This is a genomic window from Acinetobacter corruptisaponis (genome assembly GCF_030053775.1).
Classification (GTDB): Bacteria; Pseudomonadota; Gammaproteobacteria; order Pseudomonadales; family Moraxellaceae; genus Acinetobacter; species Acinetobacter corruptisaponis.
The window spans coordinates 152,038-171,089 of record NZ_CP125669.1; the positions used below are offsets into that span (position 1 = coordinate 152,038).

15 protein-coding genes are annotated in these 19,052 nt (G+C 44.5%); 11 read left to right on the forward strand and 4 right to left on the reverse strand.

Going from position 1 to position 19,052, the window contains the following annotated elements:
• The first annotated feature begins 2 nt into the window (after nt 1-2).
• From pcaK to QLH32_RS00740, 8 genes are all read left to right on the forward strand, one after another.
• Entirely contained in the window at nt 3-1,376 is a 1,374-nt protein-coding gene (gene pcaK / locus QLH32_RS00705; RefSeq protein WP_283267591.1) for a 4-hydroxybenzoate transporter PcaK, read from the forward strand.
• 15 nt (nt 1,377-1,391) lie between these two features.
• Nucleotides 1,392-1,805, forward strand: a complete 414-nt coding sequence (gene pcaC, locus QLH32_RS00710) for a 4-carboxymuconolactone decarboxylase (RefSeq protein ID WP_283267592.1) — start codon at nt 1,392-1,394, stop codon at nt 1,803-1,805.
• 10 nt (nt 1,806-1,815) lie between these two features.
• On the forward strand, nt 1,816-2,541 hold the full coding sequence (gene pcaH / locus QLH32_RS00715) for a protocatechuate 3,4-dioxygenase subunit beta (protein WP_283267593.1): 726 nt from the start codon (nt 1,816-1,818) through the stop codon (nt 2,539-2,541).
• Nucleotides 2,542-2,555: 14 nt separating this feature from the next.
• The gene (pcaG, locus tag QLH32_RS00720) at nt 2,556-3,185 is read left to right on the forward strand and encodes a protocatechuate 3,4-dioxygenase subunit alpha (RefSeq protein WP_283267594.1); all 630 of its coding nucleotides are present in this window, start codon (nt 2,556-2,558) and stop codon (nt 3,183-3,185) included.
• Between the two features lie 176 nt (nt 3,186-3,361).
• Nucleotides 3,362-4,207, forward strand: coding sequence for a type I 3-dehydroquinate dehydratase (gene aroD / locus QLH32_RS00725; protein WP_283267595.1), 846 nt, complete (start codon nt 3,362-3,364; stop codon nt 4,205-4,207).
• Nucleotides 4,208-4,224: 17 nt separating this feature from the next.
• Nucleotides 4,225-5,685, forward strand: a complete 1,461-nt coding sequence (locus QLH32_RS00730; protein ID WP_283267596.1) for a right-handed parallel beta-helix repeat-containing protein — start codon at nt 4,225-4,227, stop codon at nt 5,683-5,685.
• A gap of 18 nt (nt 5,686-5,703) precedes the next feature.
• Nucleotides 5,704-7,032 carry a carbohydrate porin gene (locus QLH32_RS00735; RefSeq protein ID WP_283267597.1) on the forward strand — a complete coding sequence of 443 codons (1,329 nt, stop codon included), beginning with the start codon at nt 5,704-5,706 and terminating at the stop codon, nt 7,030-7,032.
• Nucleotides 7,033-7,047: 15 nt separating this feature from the next.
• Nucleotides 7,048-9,471, forward strand: coding sequence for a glucose/quinate/shikimate family membrane-bound PQQ-dependent dehydrogenase (locus QLH32_RS00740; protein ID WP_283267598.1), 2,424 nt, complete (start codon nt 7,048-7,050; stop codon nt 9,469-9,471).
• Nucleotides 9,472-9,536: 65 nt separating this feature from the next.
• On the opposite strand, the gene QLH32_RS00745 is transcribed toward QLH32_RS00740, so the two are convergent.
• Complete coding sequence (locus QLH32_RS00745; RefSeq protein ID WP_283267599.1) at nt 9,537-10,661, reverse strand: linear amide C-N hydrolase; 1,125 nt, start codon at nt 10,659-10,661, stop codon at nt 9,537-9,539.
• A 291-nt stretch (nt 10,662-10,952) separates the two neighbouring features.
• Here QLH32_RS00745 and QLH32_RS00750 point away from each other — a divergent pair, with 291 nt between their 5' ends.
• A complete protein-coding gene (locus QLH32_RS00750; RefSeq protein ID WP_283266581.1) occupies nt 10,953-11,822 on the forward strand; it encodes an IS982 family transposase in 870 nt (289 codons plus the stop codon).
• A 134-nt stretch (nt 11,823-11,956) separates the two neighbouring features.
• On the opposite strand, the gene QLH32_RS00755 is transcribed toward QLH32_RS00750, so the two are convergent.
• Nucleotides 11,957-13,387, reverse strand: a complete 1,431-nt coding sequence (locus QLH32_RS00755; protein ID WP_283267600.1) for a pyridoxal phosphate-dependent aminotransferase — start codon at nt 13,385-13,387, stop codon at nt 11,957-11,959.
• 247 nt (nt 13,388-13,634) lie between these two features.
• On the opposite strand from QLH32_RS00755, the gene msrB reads away from it, so the two are divergent.
• Both msrB and QLH32_RS00765 read left to right on the forward strand, forming a co-directional pair.
• Nucleotides 13,635-14,054, forward strand: coding sequence for a peptide-methionine (R)-S-oxide reductase MsrB (gene msrB, locus QLH32_RS00760; protein WP_267979234.1), 420 nt, complete (start codon nt 13,635-13,637; stop codon nt 14,052-14,054).
• Entirely contained in the window at nt 14,051-14,539 is a 489-nt protein-coding gene (locus QLH32_RS00765) for a glutathione peroxidase (protein ID WP_004759941.1), read from the forward strand. The genes msrB and QLH32_RS00765 overlap by 4 nt, the downstream gene beginning before the upstream one ends.
• 52 nt (nt 14,540-14,591) lie before the next feature.
• On the opposite strand, the gene QLH32_RS00770 is transcribed toward QLH32_RS00765, so the two are convergent.
• Nucleotides 14,592-17,723: an efflux RND transporter permease subunit gene (locus tag QLH32_RS00770; RefSeq protein ID WP_283267601.1), complete on the reverse strand. Its 3,132-nt coding sequence runs from the start codon at nt 17,721-17,723 to the stop codon at nt 14,592-14,594.
• A gap of 1 nt (nt 17,724) precedes the next feature.
• Nucleotides 17,725-18,912 carry an efflux RND transporter periplasmic adaptor subunit gene (locus tag QLH32_RS00775; RefSeq protein WP_283267602.1) on the reverse strand — a complete coding sequence of 396 codons (1,188 nt, stop codon included), beginning with the start codon at nt 18,910-18,912 and terminating at the stop codon, nt 17,725-17,727.
• Nucleotides 18,913-19,052 lie beyond the last annotated feature (140 nt).

The window sequence follows — 19,052 nt, forward strand, 5'->3', positions numbered from 1 at the left end:
ATATGGCGTCTCAGGACTATGCCGCTCAAAACAATAGTGCTGCAAAAAATAACAGCATGGATGCACAGGCACTGATTGACAATGCACCAGTCAGTAAATATCAATGGATGATCGCAATTGTTTGTTTTCTCATTGTTTTTGTTGACGGTATTGATACCGCGGCAATGGGTTTTATCGCACCAGCCCTGACACAAGACTGGGGCATTGACCGTTCCCAGCTTGGCCCTGTAATGAGTGCTGCACTGGGTGGCATGATTATTGGGGCATTGGTGTCAGGCCCAACCGCAGACCGCTTCGGACGTAAGATTGTACTTGCGTTTTCCATGCTGATCTTTGGTGGCTTTACCCTTGCGTCTGCCTATGCACAGAATTTAGATCAATTGGTGGTGTTGCGCTTCCTGACAGGTATTGGTTTAGGCGCAGCCATGCCAAACGCAACCACCTTGTTCTCTGAATATTGCCCAACACGGGTACGCTCGTTGATGGTGACCTGTATGTTCTGTGGTTACAACCTGGGCATGGCAACAGGTGGCTTTATCAGTAGCTGGCTGATTCCTGCCTTTGGTTGGCATAGCCTGTTCTTATTGGGTGGCTGGTCACCGTTGATCTTGATGCTTCTAGTGATTTTCTGCTTACCTGAATCTTATCGCTTCCTGATCGTCAAAGGCAGAAATCCTGAGAAAGTTCGCAAAATTTTAACGCATATTGCACCGACTCAAATTCAGGGCGCAACAGCATTTCATATTCCCGAAGAACAATCCAAAGCGGCAGAAAAGAAAAACGTATTCAGTATCTTGTTCTCAAAACAATATGCCAAAGGTACGGTTTTACTCTGGTCAACCTATTTTATGGGGTTGGTGGTGATCTACCTGTTGACCAGTTGGTTACCAACCCTGATGCGTGAAACAGGCGCAACCCTGGAACGTGCCGCATTTATCGGTGGATTGTTCCAGTTCGGCGGTGTGCTGAGTGCCTTATTCATTGGCTGGGCAATGGACCGTTTCAATCCGAACCGCATTATTGCAGGGTTCTACTTTGCCGCTGGATTGTTTGCAATCGCAGTGGGGCAGAGTCTCGGAAATTCAACCTTACTTGCTGTTTTAGTGTTGTGTGCAGGGATTGCCATCAACGGTGCACAGTCTTCCATGCCAGCTTTAAGTGCCCGTTTCTACCCAACCCAATGCCGTGCCACAGGCATTGCATGGATGACAGGGATTGGTCGTTTCGGTGCGGTGTTTGGTGCATGGATCGGTGCGGTGTTACTGGGGAATAACTGGTCATTCACCATGATTCTCAGCATGTTGTTTATTCCCGCAACAGCCGCCGCCGTTGCCATCTTTGTGAAATCTATTGTTGCACATACCGATGCAACTTAATTGAGGAAAAAGTCAATGAATGATGAACAACGTTATCAGCAAGGACTTGAGGTTCGTACCGCAGTATTAGGCGAAGCGCATGTGGGACGTTCACTGCAAAACCTCAATGATTTTAATCAGGATTTTCAGAATTTTATTAGCCGTTATGCGTGGGGTGAGGTGTGGTCCCGTGAGGGGCTGCCACGCCACACCCGTAGTCTGGTCACCATTGCGATTCTATTGGCATTGGGACGTGAGGACGAGCTGCGGATGCATTTAAAAGCCTGTTTTAACAACGGCGTGACCAAAGATGAATTAAAAGAGCTGATTTTACATAGCTCACTCTATGCAGGTTTACCTGCTGCCAATGCTGCCATGCACATGGCGGAAGATGTGTTTAAGGAACTCGGAATTGAGGTACAGCCTGTTGCAGCGAAAGAACAGGATTAAGGAGATAACCATGTTAAAACATACTTTAGGTGCCTATGCACAACGGAATACAGACGATCATCCACCTGCGTATGCACTAGGTTATAAAACCAGTGTGTTGCGTTCACCAAAAAATGCACTGATTTCAATTGCTGAAACACTGACAGAAGTGACTGCACCGCATTTTGCACCGAGTATTTTTGGTGAAAAAGACAATGACCTCATCCTGAACTACGCCACAGAGGGTTTACCTGTGGGCGAACGTATCATTGTGCATGGTTATGTGCGTGACCAGTTTGGCCGTCCTGTTAAAAATGCCTTGCTAGAAGTGTGGCAAGCCAATGCTTCAGGTCGTTACCGTCATCCAAATGACAAGTTTATTGGTGCAATGGACCCTAACTTTGGCGGTTGTGGCCGTACCCTGACCGATGAAAATGGCTTCTATATTTTCCGTACCATTAAACCAGGTCCTTATCCGTGGCGTAACCGTATCAATGAATGGCGACCTGCCCATATCCATTTCTCCCTAATCGCTGATGGTTGGGCGCAACGCCTGATTTCACAGTTTTATTTTGAGGGTGATACGCTGATTGATTCATGCCCGATCATTAAAACCATTCCGTCGGAACAGCAACGCCGTGCCTTAATTGCCCTGGAAGATAAAAACAACTTTATCGAGTCAGATAGCCGTTGCTACCGCTTTGACATCACCCTGCGTGGTCGCCGTGCAACCTACTTTGAAAATGATTTGACCTGATTGGGAGTAAGACAATGAACACATGGAATTTTCAGGAATTGAAAGAAACCCCATCACAGACAGGTGGGCCGTATGTACATATTGGCTTATTACCGCAACAGGCCAATATTGAGGTGTTTGCACATAATTTTGATAACCAGTTAGTGAATGACAAAACTCAGGGCGAACGTATCCGAATCGAGGGGCAAGTCTTTGATGGACTGGGTTTGCCATTAAGAGATGTATTACTGGAAATCTGGCAGGCCGATGCCAATGGCGCCTATCTAAGTCAGGCCGATACTCAGGGCAAAACTGCCGATCCAAACTTTTTAGGTTGGGGGCGTACAGGTGCGGACTTTGAAACAGGTTTTTGGCACTTTAACACCATTAAGCCTGCTGCTGTGGCAGGGCGCAAAGGGTCAACGCAGGCACCACATATTGCTGTCGCTGTCTTTGCTCGTGGCATCAATATTGGTTTGCACACCCGCATCTATTTTGAGGATGAAACCGAAGCCAATGCCAATGATCCTGTTTTAAACAGCATTGAATGGGCAACCCGTCGTCAGACACTCATCGCTAAACGTAGTGAAGTCGATGGGGAAATTGTCTATCGCTTTGATATTCGTATTCAGGGCGAAGATGAAACAGTATTTTTTGATATTTAAGTTTTAAAGACCTCCCTCTTGCGGAACTACAATCGTTCCTCATCCCTCCTACAAGGAGGGAGACTTCCACAAGTCAAACGCTAGGGATATTCCCTCTCCTTTTAGGAGAGGGTTAGGGAGAGGTTAAGAGATAGTGAGCCAAAACATTTAACAACTACGAAATCAGGATGATGACAATGAAATTACAAAAATTAGCAGCAATATTACTGGCAATGAGTTCATTGCTTGCGGTTCAAATGGCACAGGCACAAGACAATGCACAAAAACAGGTGGAGTTGGCTGAACTTGCCAAACTTCCTGTAAAAACCATTGTGCCGATTACTGCTAAAACCAGGGAACAGGCACTTGAACAGGCAAAAGTAATCGCTGCCAATCCCGATGCTGATCTTGCTGAATTTCGCATTGATTTACTGGATTTTGCCAATGACACGAAACAGGTGATTGCACTTGGTCAGGAGCTTCGCCAGATTTTAGCTACAAAGCCAATCATTGCAACCATTCGTACCCATAACGAGGGTGGAAAGTTGACCATTAGTGATGCTGACTATGGCAAGACCTATCAAGCCTACTTAAGTCAACCACAACCATTCATGGATATGCTGGATGTGGAAATGTTCCGTGATCAGCAGGTGGTGAAAAATACGGTCAAACTGGCGCATGACAAAAAAGTGCTGATCGTGATGTCAAACCATGATTTCCAAAAGACACCGAGCGAAGACGAAATTGTTAAACGCCTACTCAAGCAGGATGAACTGGGTGCGGATATTTTAAAAATTGCGGTGATGCCACAAAGCAAACAGGATGTTTTCACCTTAATGAATGCGACTTTAAAAGTCAGCCAGCAATCTAAAAAACCATTACTCACCATGTCGATGGGCAAACTTGGCACCATTTCACGGATTGCCACTGCCAATATGGGCGGTAGCTTTAGCTTCGGCATGATTGGCGAGGCATCTGCGCCAGGTCAGATTGATGTGACCCAACTCAAGCAGTTCTTAAAAATGGTTCAACCGACACAATAATTGAAAGGAATATCAAAATGAAACTAATCTCATTACGTCTCAGCACATTGGCAGTCGGTTTGGCAATTTCAGGCATGGCAGCAGCGGAAACCTATATTGTTGACCGTTATCAGGATGATTCTGAAAAAGGTTCATTCCGTTGGGCGATTGAACAGGCCAACAGCAAACCAACAGAAGCCAGTGAAATTCAGGTTCAGGCGGTGGGTAAGGCACCTTATGTCATTCAAGTCAAAAGTCCACTTCCTGAAATTAAGGCACCTGTCAAAATTATTGGGACACAGTGGGCAAAAACAGGTGAATTTATTGCCATTGATGGATCAAGCTATATCAAGGGCACAGGTGTGGAAGCCTGTCCAGGTGCGGTTGAGGGGCAGTTTGGAACCAATGTGCGTACGACCACTTTACCTGGCATTGTATTGCGTGACATTAATGGTGTGACCATTCAAGGTCTGGAAATTCGCCATTTCTGTATTGGTATCCTGATGAATCGTGCCAGCAATAACCTGATTCAGCATAACCGTATTATGCACAACTATGGTGGTGCAGGTGTGATGTTGACAGGTGATGATGGCAAGGGTAACCCAACTGCAACCACCACCAATAACAACAAGGTGATCGACAACTATTTTCAGGACAATGGCGATGGGTTGGAGCTGACCCGTGGTGCAGCATTTAACTTGGTTGCCAATAACCAGTTTATTTCAACCTCTGCCAATCCTGAGCCATCACAAGGGATCGAAATTCTTTGGGGTAATGACAACGCTGTTGTTGGCAACAAGTTTGAAAACTACTCAGATGGTTTGCAGATCAACTGGGGCAAACGTAACTATATCGCTTATAACGAGCTGACCAATAACTCCAATGGCTTTAACCTGACGGGTGATGGCAATATCTTTGACAGCAATAAGGTACATGGCAACCGAGTGGGGATTGCGATTCGTTCTGAAAAAGATGCCAATGCACGAATTACGCTGACCAAAAACCAAATCTGGAATAACGGCAAAGACATCAAGCGCTGTGAGGCAGGCGGAAGTTGTGTACCGAACCAGCGTTTAGGTGCAATTATTTTTGACATTCCAGGCTTGGAACATGCTCACTTTGTCGGTTCTCGTGGTCATGGTGTCAAGATTGACCCTGCAAACCTACAAAAAACCTGTCAGCAGCCAAATGAACAGGGCTGTAACCAACAACCGAATCAGGGTATTCAGGCGCCTAAACTCAGCCTATCTAAAGGTCAGGTTGCGGTTGAAGTGAAAGGACAACCAAACCAGCGTTATCAGGTTGAGTTCTTTGGTAATTCATCAGCCAATTCAGGCGAGGCTGAGTTTTATCTAGGTTCAACCGTTGCGGTGACCAATGCGCAAGGTGTTGCTACAGTTACATGGAAACCAACCACGAAAGCCTCCTCTCTGACTGCAAATGTTACAGATCAATTCGGTGCAACTTCTGAACTGAGTTCAGCAGTAAAATTGAAATAAGGCTAGGGAGATTTTGACATGAATACACATTCTTTACTCCTGAAAATGAGCTGTCTAGCGATTGCCATCTGTACGGCGCAAAGCAGTTTTGCCGATCAGCCGTGGTCTCAAGACCGTCAATGGTTATTGGGTGACTGGAATGGACAACGCCAACAACTCGAAAAAGATGGTTATAAATTTACCGCAGCGATGATGAGTCAATCAGCAACCAATCTGGATGGTGGCTATAACGATGACAATGCCTTTAAAAATGCGGCTCAACTGGCTTTGGGCGCGAATTTTGATCTGGAGAAAATTGCGGGCTGGAAAAATACCACAGCCAATATTTTAATTACCAAGCGTGATGGCAATGCTCTGACCCTTGATCGAATTAAAGATCCGCGTTCCAGTGCATTAGGCAATTCACAGGAAATTTATGGGCGCGGCAAAATCTGGCGTTTAACTCAGGCATGGGTGAAAACAGGATTCGCTGACAATACTGTTCAATTCAAGATTGGACGCATGGGCATGTCTGATGACTTTAATGGTTCGCAGTGTGAATTCCAGAACCTACTGTTATGTGGTGGGCAACTTGGAAAATCCATTGGTTCGATTTGGTACAACCTCCCTGTAGGACTATGGGGAACCAATATCAAATATCAATTTGCACCTGAATGGACACTCGGTGTTGGTGTTTATGAGATCAATCCTGACAATACCAAAACTGACAAAGACAGTGATGGTTTTAACTTGGATATGGATCATGTCAAAGGCGCAACCATTCCAGTAGAACTGGCATGGCGACCAAAGTTGGCAGCCTTTAATGGGTTGGCAGGTGAATATAAGGTTGGTGCGCTATATTCCACTGCTGAAGCCAATGACATTGCCACAGCAGGCAAAATCCATGATGGCAAACACAGCTTTTGGTTGAATACCCAGCAACAGCTTACACAAAAAGATGGCGATCCAAAACGTGGCTTATTCGCCAGTTTTAATGCTGTGATCAATGATAAGGCCACCACGGCTGTGCAAAGCACCCAACAGCTTGCGTTCTGGTACAGAGGTGCATTTGATAGCCGTCCCAATGATTCCATCGGTTTGGGTGTTGCCAATTATCTGGTCAATGATCGTTACAAAGACCGTCAAATTGCAACCAATACCAGTCGTGGTTATGACCAATATGATGCGCTTGCAGCCGACTATGTACCTGTTCAGCGTGATGAACTCAATGTTGAGTTGAACTATACCTATCAATGGTCACCTGCGGTGATGCTCAGACCAAACCTGCAATACATTCATCAACCTGCTGGTGTTAAAGAGGTGGATGATGCGTGGGTTGCAGGTTTAAGTATGCGTGTGAATTTCTAAAAAGGAGTATGAAGTATGTCTGAATCTACAGGCTCACATACCATACTGAAAATATGGTGTTTTATTCTGGGACTGGCTTTGTTGCTGACTGGACTGTTTTTTACAGTCGGTGGCTTTAAGCTGGTGACACTCGGAGGATCATGGTATTTCGTGATCTCTGGTTTATTAACCCTTGCCTCGGCATTTTTCATTTTTAAGAAAAATGCACTTGGGGTATGGTTATTCAGTCTGGTTTTTGTTGGAACAATTGTTTGGTCCTTGTTTGATGCAGGCTGGGAGTTCTGGCCTTTATTCTCAAGATTGATGTTCCCCGCAGGTGTTTTTGCTGCACTGATGTTTACCTTGCCTGCCATTCGCCGTTATCAGTTTCAACCGAGTGCGGATTTACCCGCCTATGGCTTAGGTGTGTTGACTGTTTTGGGAATGGTGATTGGACTTTATCAAATGTTCCAGCCACATCCAACTGTTGCGGCATCGGGTGAGAAATTACCCTTGGTTCCTGTCAAGACAGACATGAAGCAAACCAACTGGGAACATTATGGGCAGGATTCAGGTGGTAGCCGCTTTGCCGCATTGGACCAAATTACCCGTGACAATGTACATCAGTTAAAAGAAGCCTGGCGTTTCCGTACGGGTGATTTCACTACGGGTACAGGTAATGGGGCGGAAGACCAGATGACCCCGTTACAGGTCGGCAACAAGCTGTTTTTGTGTACGCCACATAACAATATTTTTGCTCTGGAAGCCGATTCAGGTAAGCAGCTTTGGAAAGCTGAGGTCAACTCCAAGTCGGATGCATGGGAGCGTTGTCGTGGTGTTGCCTATTTTGACTCAACTCAGCCGTTGCTACAGCCAACATTGGCAGGCGCAACCCCTGTAAAAGCAGTGGCAAACAATACTTCATGTTTACGTCGTGTATATACCAATACGCCAGATGGTCGCTTAATTGCGGTGAATGCTGATACAGGTGAACGCTGTAAAGACTTTGGTGTCGATGGAACAGTGGACTTGCTCAAGGGCTTGGGTGAGGGAACAACTGCACCACGTTTTGAAGTCACTTCTGCGCCAACCATTGCAGGTAGTGTGATTGTGGTGGGTAGCCGTATTGCCGATAACTTTGCCGCAGACATGCCAGGCGGTGTCATTCGTGCCTACGATGTCATTACAGGTGAATTACGTTGGGCGTTTGATCCACGCAATCCTGATCCAAACTACGTGTTAAAAGAGGGTGAAACCTATAAGCGTAGTTCGGCAAACTCATGGGCAGCAATGTCTTATGATCCGCAAATGAACACCGTATTCCTGCCAATGGGTAGCTCATCTGTGGATGTATGGGGCGGTAACCGTCAACCATTGGACCATAAATACAACTCATCCGTTCTTGCTTTAGATGCGACTACAGGAAAGGAAAAGTGGGTTTATCAAACTGTTCATAATGATCTTTGGGACTTTGACTTGCCAATGCAGCCAAGTCTGGTCGATTTTCCAATGAAAGATGGTAGCAACAAACCTGCTGTGGTGATTGGAACCAAATCAGGCCAGTTCTTTGTACTGGATCGAGTCACAGGCCAGCCATTAACCAAAGTGGTTGAGCAGCCTGTAAAACCTGCCGATATCAAAGGTGAACAATACAGCCCAACACAACCTCGTTCAGTTGAAATGCCGCAAATTGGCAACCAAACCTTGACTGAGTCGGATATGTGGGGTGCAACGCCATTTGATCAACTGATGTGCCGTATCAACTTTAAATCTATGCGCTATGAGGGCTTGTTTACCGCACCAGGCACAGATGTTTCGCTCAGCTTCCCAGGTTCTTTGGGTGGCATGAACTGGGGCAGTATCGCCTTTGATCCAAGCCATCAATATATGTTTGTCAATGACATGCGTTTAGGGTTATGGATTCAGTTGATTGAACAAACCCCAGAAGACTTGGCTGTTCAGGCCAATGGTGGTGAAAAAGTCAACACAGGTATGGGTGCCGTGCCAATGAAAGGCACACCATACAAGGTGAATAAAGACCGTTTCTGGTCGAAGCTGATGATTCCATGTCAAAAACCGCCGTATGGCACCATGACTGCAATTGATATGAAAACCCGTCAGGTTGCATGGCAAGTACCAATGGGAACAGTGCAGGATACGGGTCCAATGGGAATTAAGATGGGCTTGCCTGTGCCGATTGGCATGCCAACCATTGGTGGTCCAATGGCAACACAGGGGGGGCTGGTATTCTTTGCCGCAACTCAAGACTATTACCTACGCGCCTTGGATTCATCTTCAGGCAAGGAGCTTTGGAAAGCACGCTTACCTGTGGGTAGCCAAGGTACACCGATCAGCTATGTTTCACCTAAAAATGGAAAACAGTATGTGATGATCACTGCAGGCGGCGCTCGTCAATCCCCTGATCATGGCGATTATGTGATTGCTTATAGCCTGAACTAAACCTTGAATTATTAAGCAACATAAAACGGCAATCATGAGTGATTGCCGTTTTTTATTTCAGGAAATTAAGTGGTAGCAGTCAGAACAGGCATCTGTGTTGCGTCAGAGATCACTGCAAACTGTGGTTGGGCATTTTGCCCCAGTTGATAATCTGAAAAATTCACCTGCCAGAAACCCAGACTTGCAGTTGTGGCAATATAGAACACCTGATTATCATGATCACGGACAATTTCCCATTGGGTATAGTCACCCTTGATATTGTCAGCTTGCTCTATACATTGTTCACGGGTGACATAAATGCCCTTAATCACATTCATCGCATGTGCAATTGCAGCGGTATTACTTGGACGTTTAGCCTGATTCAACCACGGAATTGAATAGTTCAAGGTCATGGTTGTGCGTAGAAAACGGTCAGAGGGTAACGCTGATGAGGACAGCCCAATTGAACCACCGCCATTGCCTGCTCGGTTAACATTCATGCCTATGATGGTTTTACTGGCTGTTTCGACATTGGTTACGCCGAGATAGTTTTCCAGATTGGTACGATGCCATTCAATAAATGGGGTATTGGTCATGACACCAATATCGGTGTTATCGGTAATGGATAATTGCCCATCCCTAAATTCAAGTACCAGACTTGCTCCAGTTTTATCATGGAACTGGAAATGGATGGGAATGAGGTTTTTAAGCTCATCAGTTTTATTTAATTCACTTTGTTCAGAAAATTGTAGTGGATCCCAGAAATATAATACCTCACCTAATGAAGTGGGTTTACCTTGCTGAATTGCATATAAATCATTTTTTAAAGTTTCAACCGAGGAATAGTTGGAGGCTGCCCAGCCACAAATATCCAGTGCGGAAATCAGCTTGGCATTTTGCGGAGCATCAGCCTTTTTGGGATAACGGGAGGGTGGTAACCATAGTGCGGCAGCAGAAAACCCCTCGGTATTCATGGCATCGCATAATTTGGTATCCAGTATATTCAGTGGCAGTTTTATACCAATCCCCATAAATCCATATTTCGCCTGCCATTGATAGGCAGGGGCAGATGGGCTGAGGGTATCAATCGCCTTTAAGGAAGTTGTCAGTGGAATAGCTGCCAATTGCCATGTAAAGGTGGCGGCAAAATCCATGGTGCGTCCAGAAATGCGGTAACCTGTGGTTTGGGGTAGGATAAACTCGGTACACATATTATTTTCTCTTTTGATTATTGGAATGAGCCATTGTTATTTGTTGGCTTTATTATCTAATCTTATTATATAGATTTTCTAAAAACTAATAAGATTAGTTGAGTCTGAAAACTAACAGATGATATTTTTAAAGTCAATTCATTGATTTTTAATAAATCATTTTAGATTTTATTTAAAATAATTTTTTTATTATTTTAATTAACCTGAATCACGGATAAGCCATAGACTTGAAAAAGAGAAGGACTAGAGCCATCAGTTAGTTACCACACAAAACTTACGACTCTAGTCCTTATGTTCGATAGTACCCAATTATTCTGTATAATTGATGATTTCTTTCTAAAATTTGAATCAGTTTACTGGAAATTCTTAAAGCAAAATCTTAAATGCCTAAGAATTCGCCCTGCACAGCTCAGTATTTCTGAAATTGTCTTTATTGCAATTTGGTATAAACATTCACATTTCAATAACTTTAAAGCATTCTTTACGGCACTGAGACATAACTATCTTCATTTATTCAAAAGCCTGCCTTGTTACCAACGTATGATTTACCTGATCAATACTCATCAACTGGCTTTACATGCCTTACATTTCGCCCTGATGAAAGATCAGCAAAGTTCTTATTTATGGATCGATTCAACGACATTGGCTGTCTGTAAAAATCAGCGAATAAAAAGACATAAATCGCTAGCAGCAATTGCAACTCGTGGTAAAAGTTCTATGGGTTGGTTCTTTGGTTGTAAGTTGCATGTACTTATGAATCAGTCAGGTGAAATACTCAGCACAGCTTTATCAAATGGGCATACAGCAGATATAAAAATGGTTGAACAGTTAGTCAAAGGAATGACTGCTAAATTGTATGCTGATCGTGGCTATATTAGTCATGAATTAAAGAGTAAATTAAGAGTACAAGATATTGATTTAATTACCTATCACCGAAAGAACATGAAATCTATACAGTTATCAAAAGCAGATGAATACCATCTGAAACAACGCAATAAAATAGAAACTTTATTCAGTTTGCTGAAGGGGGCGTACAATCTAGTGACGACTAGAGCGAGAAGTGTTGCAGGCTATTTAGCTGGTATTTATGCATCTTTATGTGCTTATCAAATATGTCATCAAAACAAGCCGATGATTCGTATTATGGAAATATCGGCTTAAACAAGATTCGGGTTAATTAATATGTGTTTTAAGCTGATTATTGTTCTTATGTTTTAAGATAATAAGTAGTGTAAAATTTTTATTTTAAATATAAAAAATCCCCCTTATGTATCAAAGGGGGATTGAATATGATCCTAACGTATTTTAGCGAGGAAACGGCCTAAACGGTTAATTGCCTCACGTAACTCATTTTCCGCAGGTAAAAATACCACACGGAAATGGTCAGGCGTTGGCCAGTTAAAGCCCGTGCCCTGAACCAGTAAAACTTTTTCAGCCTTTAATAAATCCAGCATGAATTTTTCGTCATCTTCAACTGGATAAATTTCTGGGTCAAGTTTAGGGAAACAGTACATGGCACCATCAGGTTTAACACAACTCACACCAGGAATTTCATTCAACATTTCCCATGCAATATTGCGTTGCTCATATAAACGCCCACCTGGACGGATTAGGTCATTAATGGACTGATAACCACCCAACGCAGTCTGAATGGCATATTGCGCCTGATGGTTGGCACACAGACGCATGGAAGCCAGCATGTCCAGACCCTCAATATAGTCTGCCGCACGCGCTTTGTCACCTGTAATCGCCATCCATCCAGCACGATAACCCGCAATACGATATGCTTTGGATAAACCATTAAACGAAATACATAACTGGTCGCCTGCCAGTGCCGCCAATGCGACATGCTCGATTCCGTCATAAATGATTTTGTCGTAAATTTCATCGGCAAACAGAATCAGGTCATGTTTTTTTGCCAGGGCAACAATCTGTTCCAATACATGGCGAGGGTAGACTGAGCCTGTCGGGTTGTTTGGATTAATCACCACAATCCCACGCGTATTTGGCGTGATCTTGCTTTCCATATCCGCAATGTCGGGATACCAGTAGTTCTCTTCATCACATTTATAGTGAACTGCCGTACCCCCTGAAAGGTTGACTGCCGCTGTCCACAATGGATAGTCAGGCATTGGCACCAGCATTTCATCGCCGTCATCCAGCAACCCCTGCATCGCCATCACGATCAGTTCAGACACACCATTGCCAACATACACATCATTGACATGCATATCAAAAATGCCTTTCTGCTGGTAATACTGGCAGATTGCCTTACGCGCAGGGAAAATACCTTTGGAATCAGTGTAGCCAATCGCATTTGGCAGGTTTAAGGCAACGTCGTTGATAATCTCTTGTGGCGCTTCAAAACCAAAAGGCGCAGGATTGCCGATATTCAGCTTGATGATCTTATGTCCTTGCTCTTCCATTTCATTGGCGGCGCGTAATACTGGTCCACGAATGTCGTAACAAACATGCTCAAGCTTAGAGGATTTCCTGATTTCTCTAGTGGTTTGAGTTGAGTTGGGAATAGCAGTATTTTTAGACATAGCTGGATTCACTTTTGCATATCGGTATAAATAACTTTTAAAGGTTTCAACGGTAACCAGATCAAGATCATGCTGATCTCTCAGTAATTCAACAATTTTTTCATGGGTAAAACCCGATTGTTGATATTGTCTGATGGTTGGCAATAGGTTTTGAAAAACCACACTTTTCTTTTGCGACATTTTTTGTCCTGTACAACAGACAGCGGTGTGGTATCAGCATAGCATCATCTTTGCTTACTTGAAAGATAAACCTATAAATAAAATGCTCACCATAAAACCTATTTTGCTTACTATTTGCTATTTGTGCGGTAAATGTTTAATTTGTTATAAATTTTGCAGCGATAGACTAGAGTTTTTATTGGGAATCGCGTAAATATAAAAACTGATCACCAAATACTTTTAAAATACAGAATAAAAGGAGCAGGTCATGGGAAAAGTCAATAAAACTGACCGAGAATGGCAAAGAGAACTGTCACCAGAAGAATATCGGATTACCCGTCAAAAAGGCACAGAGCCTGCTTTCACTGGACAATACTGGAACACTAAGCAGCATGGAACCTATGTGTGCCGTTGCTGTGGTGCGGAACTATTTTCCTCGGACACCAAATATGACAGTGGGTGTGGCTGGCCGAGCTTTTTTCGACCACTTGACAGCACTGCAATAGAAGAACACGAAGATTTGTCGCATGGTATGGTCAGAACGGAAATTGTCTGCCATGATTGTGACGCGCATTTGGGGCATGTATTTGAGGATGGCCCGCAGCCGACAGGATTGCGCTATTGCGTTAATTCGGCATCACTACAACTTAAAACACAAGAAAAGAACGACGAGGAAACATATCCATGAGTAACATTTATCAGTTTGAAGCTGAATTGTTAGAGGGAGATATAAAGGCGCTCGCCGACTATAAAGGCAAGGTCATGCTGATTGTAAACACTGCAAGCAAGTGTGGTTTTACCCCGCAGTTTGCAGGACTTGAAAAACTCTATGAAAAATATAAACCACAGGGTCTGGAAATTTTGGGGTTTCCATGTAACCAGTTTGGTGGGCAGGATCCAGGAACAAATAAAGAAATAGGGGCGTTCTGCCAACGTAACTATGGGGTCAATTTTCCAATGTTTGCCAAGGTTGATGTAAAAGGGCCTGAAGCACATGCCATTTTTCGTTTTTTAACCCGAGAGGCGAAAGGTATTTTGGGAAGCCAGAACATTAAATGGAATTTCACCAAATTTCTGGTGGGGCGTAATGGTGAGGTTTTAGGACGTTACGCACCGACGACCAAACCCGAGGCTTTGGAAGCGGATATTGAGAAAGCATTGGCAAGCAAATAAGAGACAATAAAAAATGGGCGGTTTATTAACCGCCCATTTTTTATGGATGTTTTTATTCAATGGTTTTAGGTTTTCTAAACCCATGAAGCTTACGGTTAATATCATCAATAAAAGTATAGACCACAGGAATCACCAGTAAAGACAGGAATGTACTGGTAATCAGTCCACCAATCACTGAAATTGCCATTGGTGCACGGAAGCTTGGATCAGTTCCAATACCTAATGCAATCGGTAACATCCCAGCACCCATTGCCAGCGTAGTCATGATAATCGGGCGGGCACGTTTATGGCAGGCATCAAGCAAGGCATTGAAACGTGAATAGTCTCGTTCTTTTCTGGCAATAATGGCGTAATCCACCAAGAGAATTGAGTTTTTACTTGCGATTCCCATTAGCATGATTAAACCGATTAAGCTTGGCATTGAAAAGCTACTTTTTGCCAAAAGTAACAGCACGAAAGCGCCACCCAAAGACAGCGGTAATGCAACCAAGATGGTGATCGGTTGTAAAAAGTCCTTAAATAAAAGCACCAGCACCACATAAATACACAGTACACCCGTCAGCATTGCCAAGCCAAAGCTTGAGAATAATTCCTGCATCACTTCAGCATCACCAATATTGGTACGTTTTACTGTCGGTGGTAGATTTTTCATGGTTGGTAATTGATCAACTTTCGCTGCAACATCACCCAAAGGCTGGTTGTTGAGCTCAATATTAAAGTTGATATTACGCAGACGGTTGAAGCGGTCAATCTGTGATGGTCCACTTTCAATATTTACATCGGCAATCGTTCCCAGCATGACAGGACCATGACTGCCCTTGATCATGAGGCGTTTAATCAGTTCCTGATCCTGACGGGCGGCAAGAGGTAATTTAATCACCACAGGCACCTGACGCTGTGAAAGATTGAGTTTTGCCAGATTTTGGTCAAAGTCACCCGCAGTTGCGATACGTAAAGTCTCGGCAATATCGTAAGTGGTCACTCCTAAATCTGCGGCTTTGGCAAAGTCAGGGCGAATCACCAGTTCAGGACGAATCAGGGCCGCACTTGAAGTAATACTACCAATGTTTGGAATGGTGCGTAATTCACGTTCCAGTGCGCGGGCTGTTGACATCAAGGCTTCAGGGTCATCACCTGAAAGTGCCAGTTGATATTGGCTATTATTGCCCGCCAGACCGACCTGAATCCTAGCGCCTGGCAATGGTGCCAAACGTTGACGAATCTGGTCTTCAATGTCTTGTAGGCTGGCACTGCGGTCAGCACGTTCAGTGGTTTGAATGGTCAGAGTCGCTTTACGAGGTTCACTGGATGCACCACCAGCAAAGGGGTCACTTCCTGCCGCTCCACCACCAATGGTGGTATAGATGCTTTTAATTTCAGGATGATCCTTAATTAAGCTTCGTGCATATTCTGCCGTTTTTAAGGTATCGGCAAATTGTGAACCTGGAGTCAATTCCAGACGTACCTGCGTTTGTCCAGTGTCTGGTGGTGGTACAAATCCAGTTGGCAATAACGGAATCAGCATAACTGAACCAATAAAAAAGGCGATTGCACCAAACAGCGTGATCCAGCGATGGTTTAAACACCACGTCACCAGACGCATATAGCCACGCATAACTTTGCCATCTTTGGCACGGTCTTTCGCTAAAGTCGCTGTACCTTGATCATTGGCAGGTTGGTCAGTATCTTCATGGGGTTCAACTTTGCCTATCCAAGGTTTAAGGATATAGGCAGACATCATTGGCGTAAGCAGACGTGCCACGAGCAAGGAGGCAAAAATTGCCAATGCTGCTGTCCAGCCAAACTGCACAAAGAATTTACCTGCAATACCACTCATAAACGCGGTCGGTAAGAATACGGCAATCAGGGTGAATGTGGTGGCAATCACGGCAAGCCCAATTTCATCGGCAGCTTCCATTGCCGCTTCATACGGTGTTTTACCCATCCTGAGATGTCGAATGATATTCTCAATCTCAACAATCGCATCATCGACCAGAATCCCGACCACCAGCGACATTGCCAGCAAGGTAACGGTATTGAGGGTGAAACCAAAAAAGTACATCCCAATCAAGGCTGGTAAAATCGACAATGGTAGGGCAGTTGCGGCAATAATGGTTGCACGCCAATCACGTAGGAACAGCCACACCACCAAGATGGCTAAAATGGCACCCTCATAAAGCAGGGACATCGAACCTTCATAGTTGTCAGCAACAGGTTTAACAAAGTTAAATGCTTCTGTAATCTTAATGTCTGGATGTGCAGCCTTGAGTTTATCCAGTGCCTCGACCACGCCCTTTTCAACATCAACCTCACTGGCACCCTTACTACGGGTAATTTCAAAGCCAATCACAGGCTGTCCATTCAGCAATGCAGCAGAACGGCGTTCGGCAATACCATCATGAATGGTTGCGACCTGATCAAGACGGATATGACGGCCATCACTGAGTGCAATATCCATTGCCCCAATTTCTTCGGCTGTTTTTACCGTTGCAATGGTGCGAATGGACTGTTCACTGCCGCCAATCTTGGTTTGACCGCCAGATGCATCTTGCTGGATTAAGCGCAGTTGTCGGGTAATGTCAGTTGCTGTTGCATTCAGTGCCAATAATTTTTCAGGGTCAAGTTCAACCTCAACTTGACGGGTAACACCGCCCACACGAGCGACTGCACCCACACCCTTAACCTGTAGCATGGCGCGGGCAATATCATAGTCCACAAACCATGACAGAGCCTCCTCATCCATTTTTGGCGACTGGATGGTATAGGTTAGAATAGGTGAACCTGATAAATTGATTTTACTGACAATGGGGTCACGTAAATCGGCAGGCAAGTCTGAACGCACTTGAGAAACTGCGTTACGAACGTCATCAACCGCTTCTTGCAGCGGTTTTTCCAGTTGGAACTCGGCTGTAACCGTGACAACACCATCCTGAATATTGGTGTACTGATTCCTTAAACCTTGCAGGGTGGCAATCGAGTTTTCAATTTTACGAGCAACTTCAGTTTCCAGTTGTGGTGGCGCAGCACCTGGCAGGGCTGCGGTCACAGTCACCATTGGCAACTCAATATCTGGAAATTGCTGGATCTTCATCCATTTAAAACACATTAAACCCGTCAATCCCAGCATAATAAACAATAAAATGGCTGGAATAGGATTACGGATTGACCAGGCAGAGAAATTCATTTTAATTCCCCTGTGTGGTCACAAGTTGTTTGGTCAATGGCGTATCAGGAATGTCTTTTGCGACAGTCACTAAATCACCATCGGTGAGGAAACCTGTACCAGACGCAACCAGTTTTACATTTGCAGGCAAGTCCAGAATCTCAACACGATCAGCCAAACGTCGCCCAACAGTCACTTTTTGCTGTGCCACACGATTGTTGTTACCCACGATAAACACATAGGCAAAACCATCACGTAACAACAAGGCAGTTTGTGGAATGGTCAGTGCTTGTTTCTCCCCTAAATCAAATTCACCTTTTACAAACATGCCCATACGGACCGCCTGAGTGGCTGGCAAGTCGACATAGACTAATCCATAGCGGGTTTGAGGATCGATCACAGGGGCAATCATCCGAACCTTACCAGTAATGGCAGGCTGGGCAGGGTCAGGCGAGAAAATACGTGCATTCATCCCTTGCTTGAGTTTATACAAATCCGAAGTGGTGACTTCCGCACGCCATTCCAGACGATGATCCCGAATCAGGCGGAACAGTTCCTGTCCAGTTTGAGCCAAAGAACCAACAGTTGCGGTACGGGCTGAAATCACGCCATTGTCAGGTGAGATCACCTGAGTTTGTGCCAAACGTAGTTGATTGCTTTCAATCTGTGCTTTGGCTGCATCAAGTCTAGCTTGGGCAGTGGCTTGCGAGGTTTGATATTGAGTCGATTCCTGAGCCGAGATTGCACCTGTATTCCTGAGCTGCTGAATCCGTTTATTGTTGGTCACGGCATCAGCCAGTACAGCCTGTGCTTCGGCATAGCTGGCTTTGGCCGCCGCCAAATCGGCACGGATGGTATCGCTGTTAATCTCTGCCAAAACCTGTCCGCGTTTAACCTCATCACCGACATTGACATTGACACGCGTGAGGCGCTGACCAGACAATTCGCTGCCAATGACGACTTCTTGCCAAGCTGCAATATTGCCATTTGCGGTGAATGTTTGCTTCCAGTTTTGCTGTTCAGGTTGAACAACAGTTACGGTCAAAGCAGCTTTGGGTGCGGTTGTTGCGGTATTTTTTGGTTGTGTTGTTGCAATGGTTTTGCTTGAGCTTGCTTTCCATAGCAGAAGTGCAACAAATAGCAATATGATCACGATTGCCAAAATGAACCAAACTTTTTTCTTTGTTTTCAGGGGAGTTTGAGAAGTCATCTTTCTATAGTCAATTTAAATTGATGGCTAAGTATAGACGAAGATTTCAACCGATGGTTAAAACAGAAAGATGAATATTAGTTTTGAATCTGTATTTTATCTTTTATGTAAAAAATACAAAATCTAATGCTTGCCCAAAG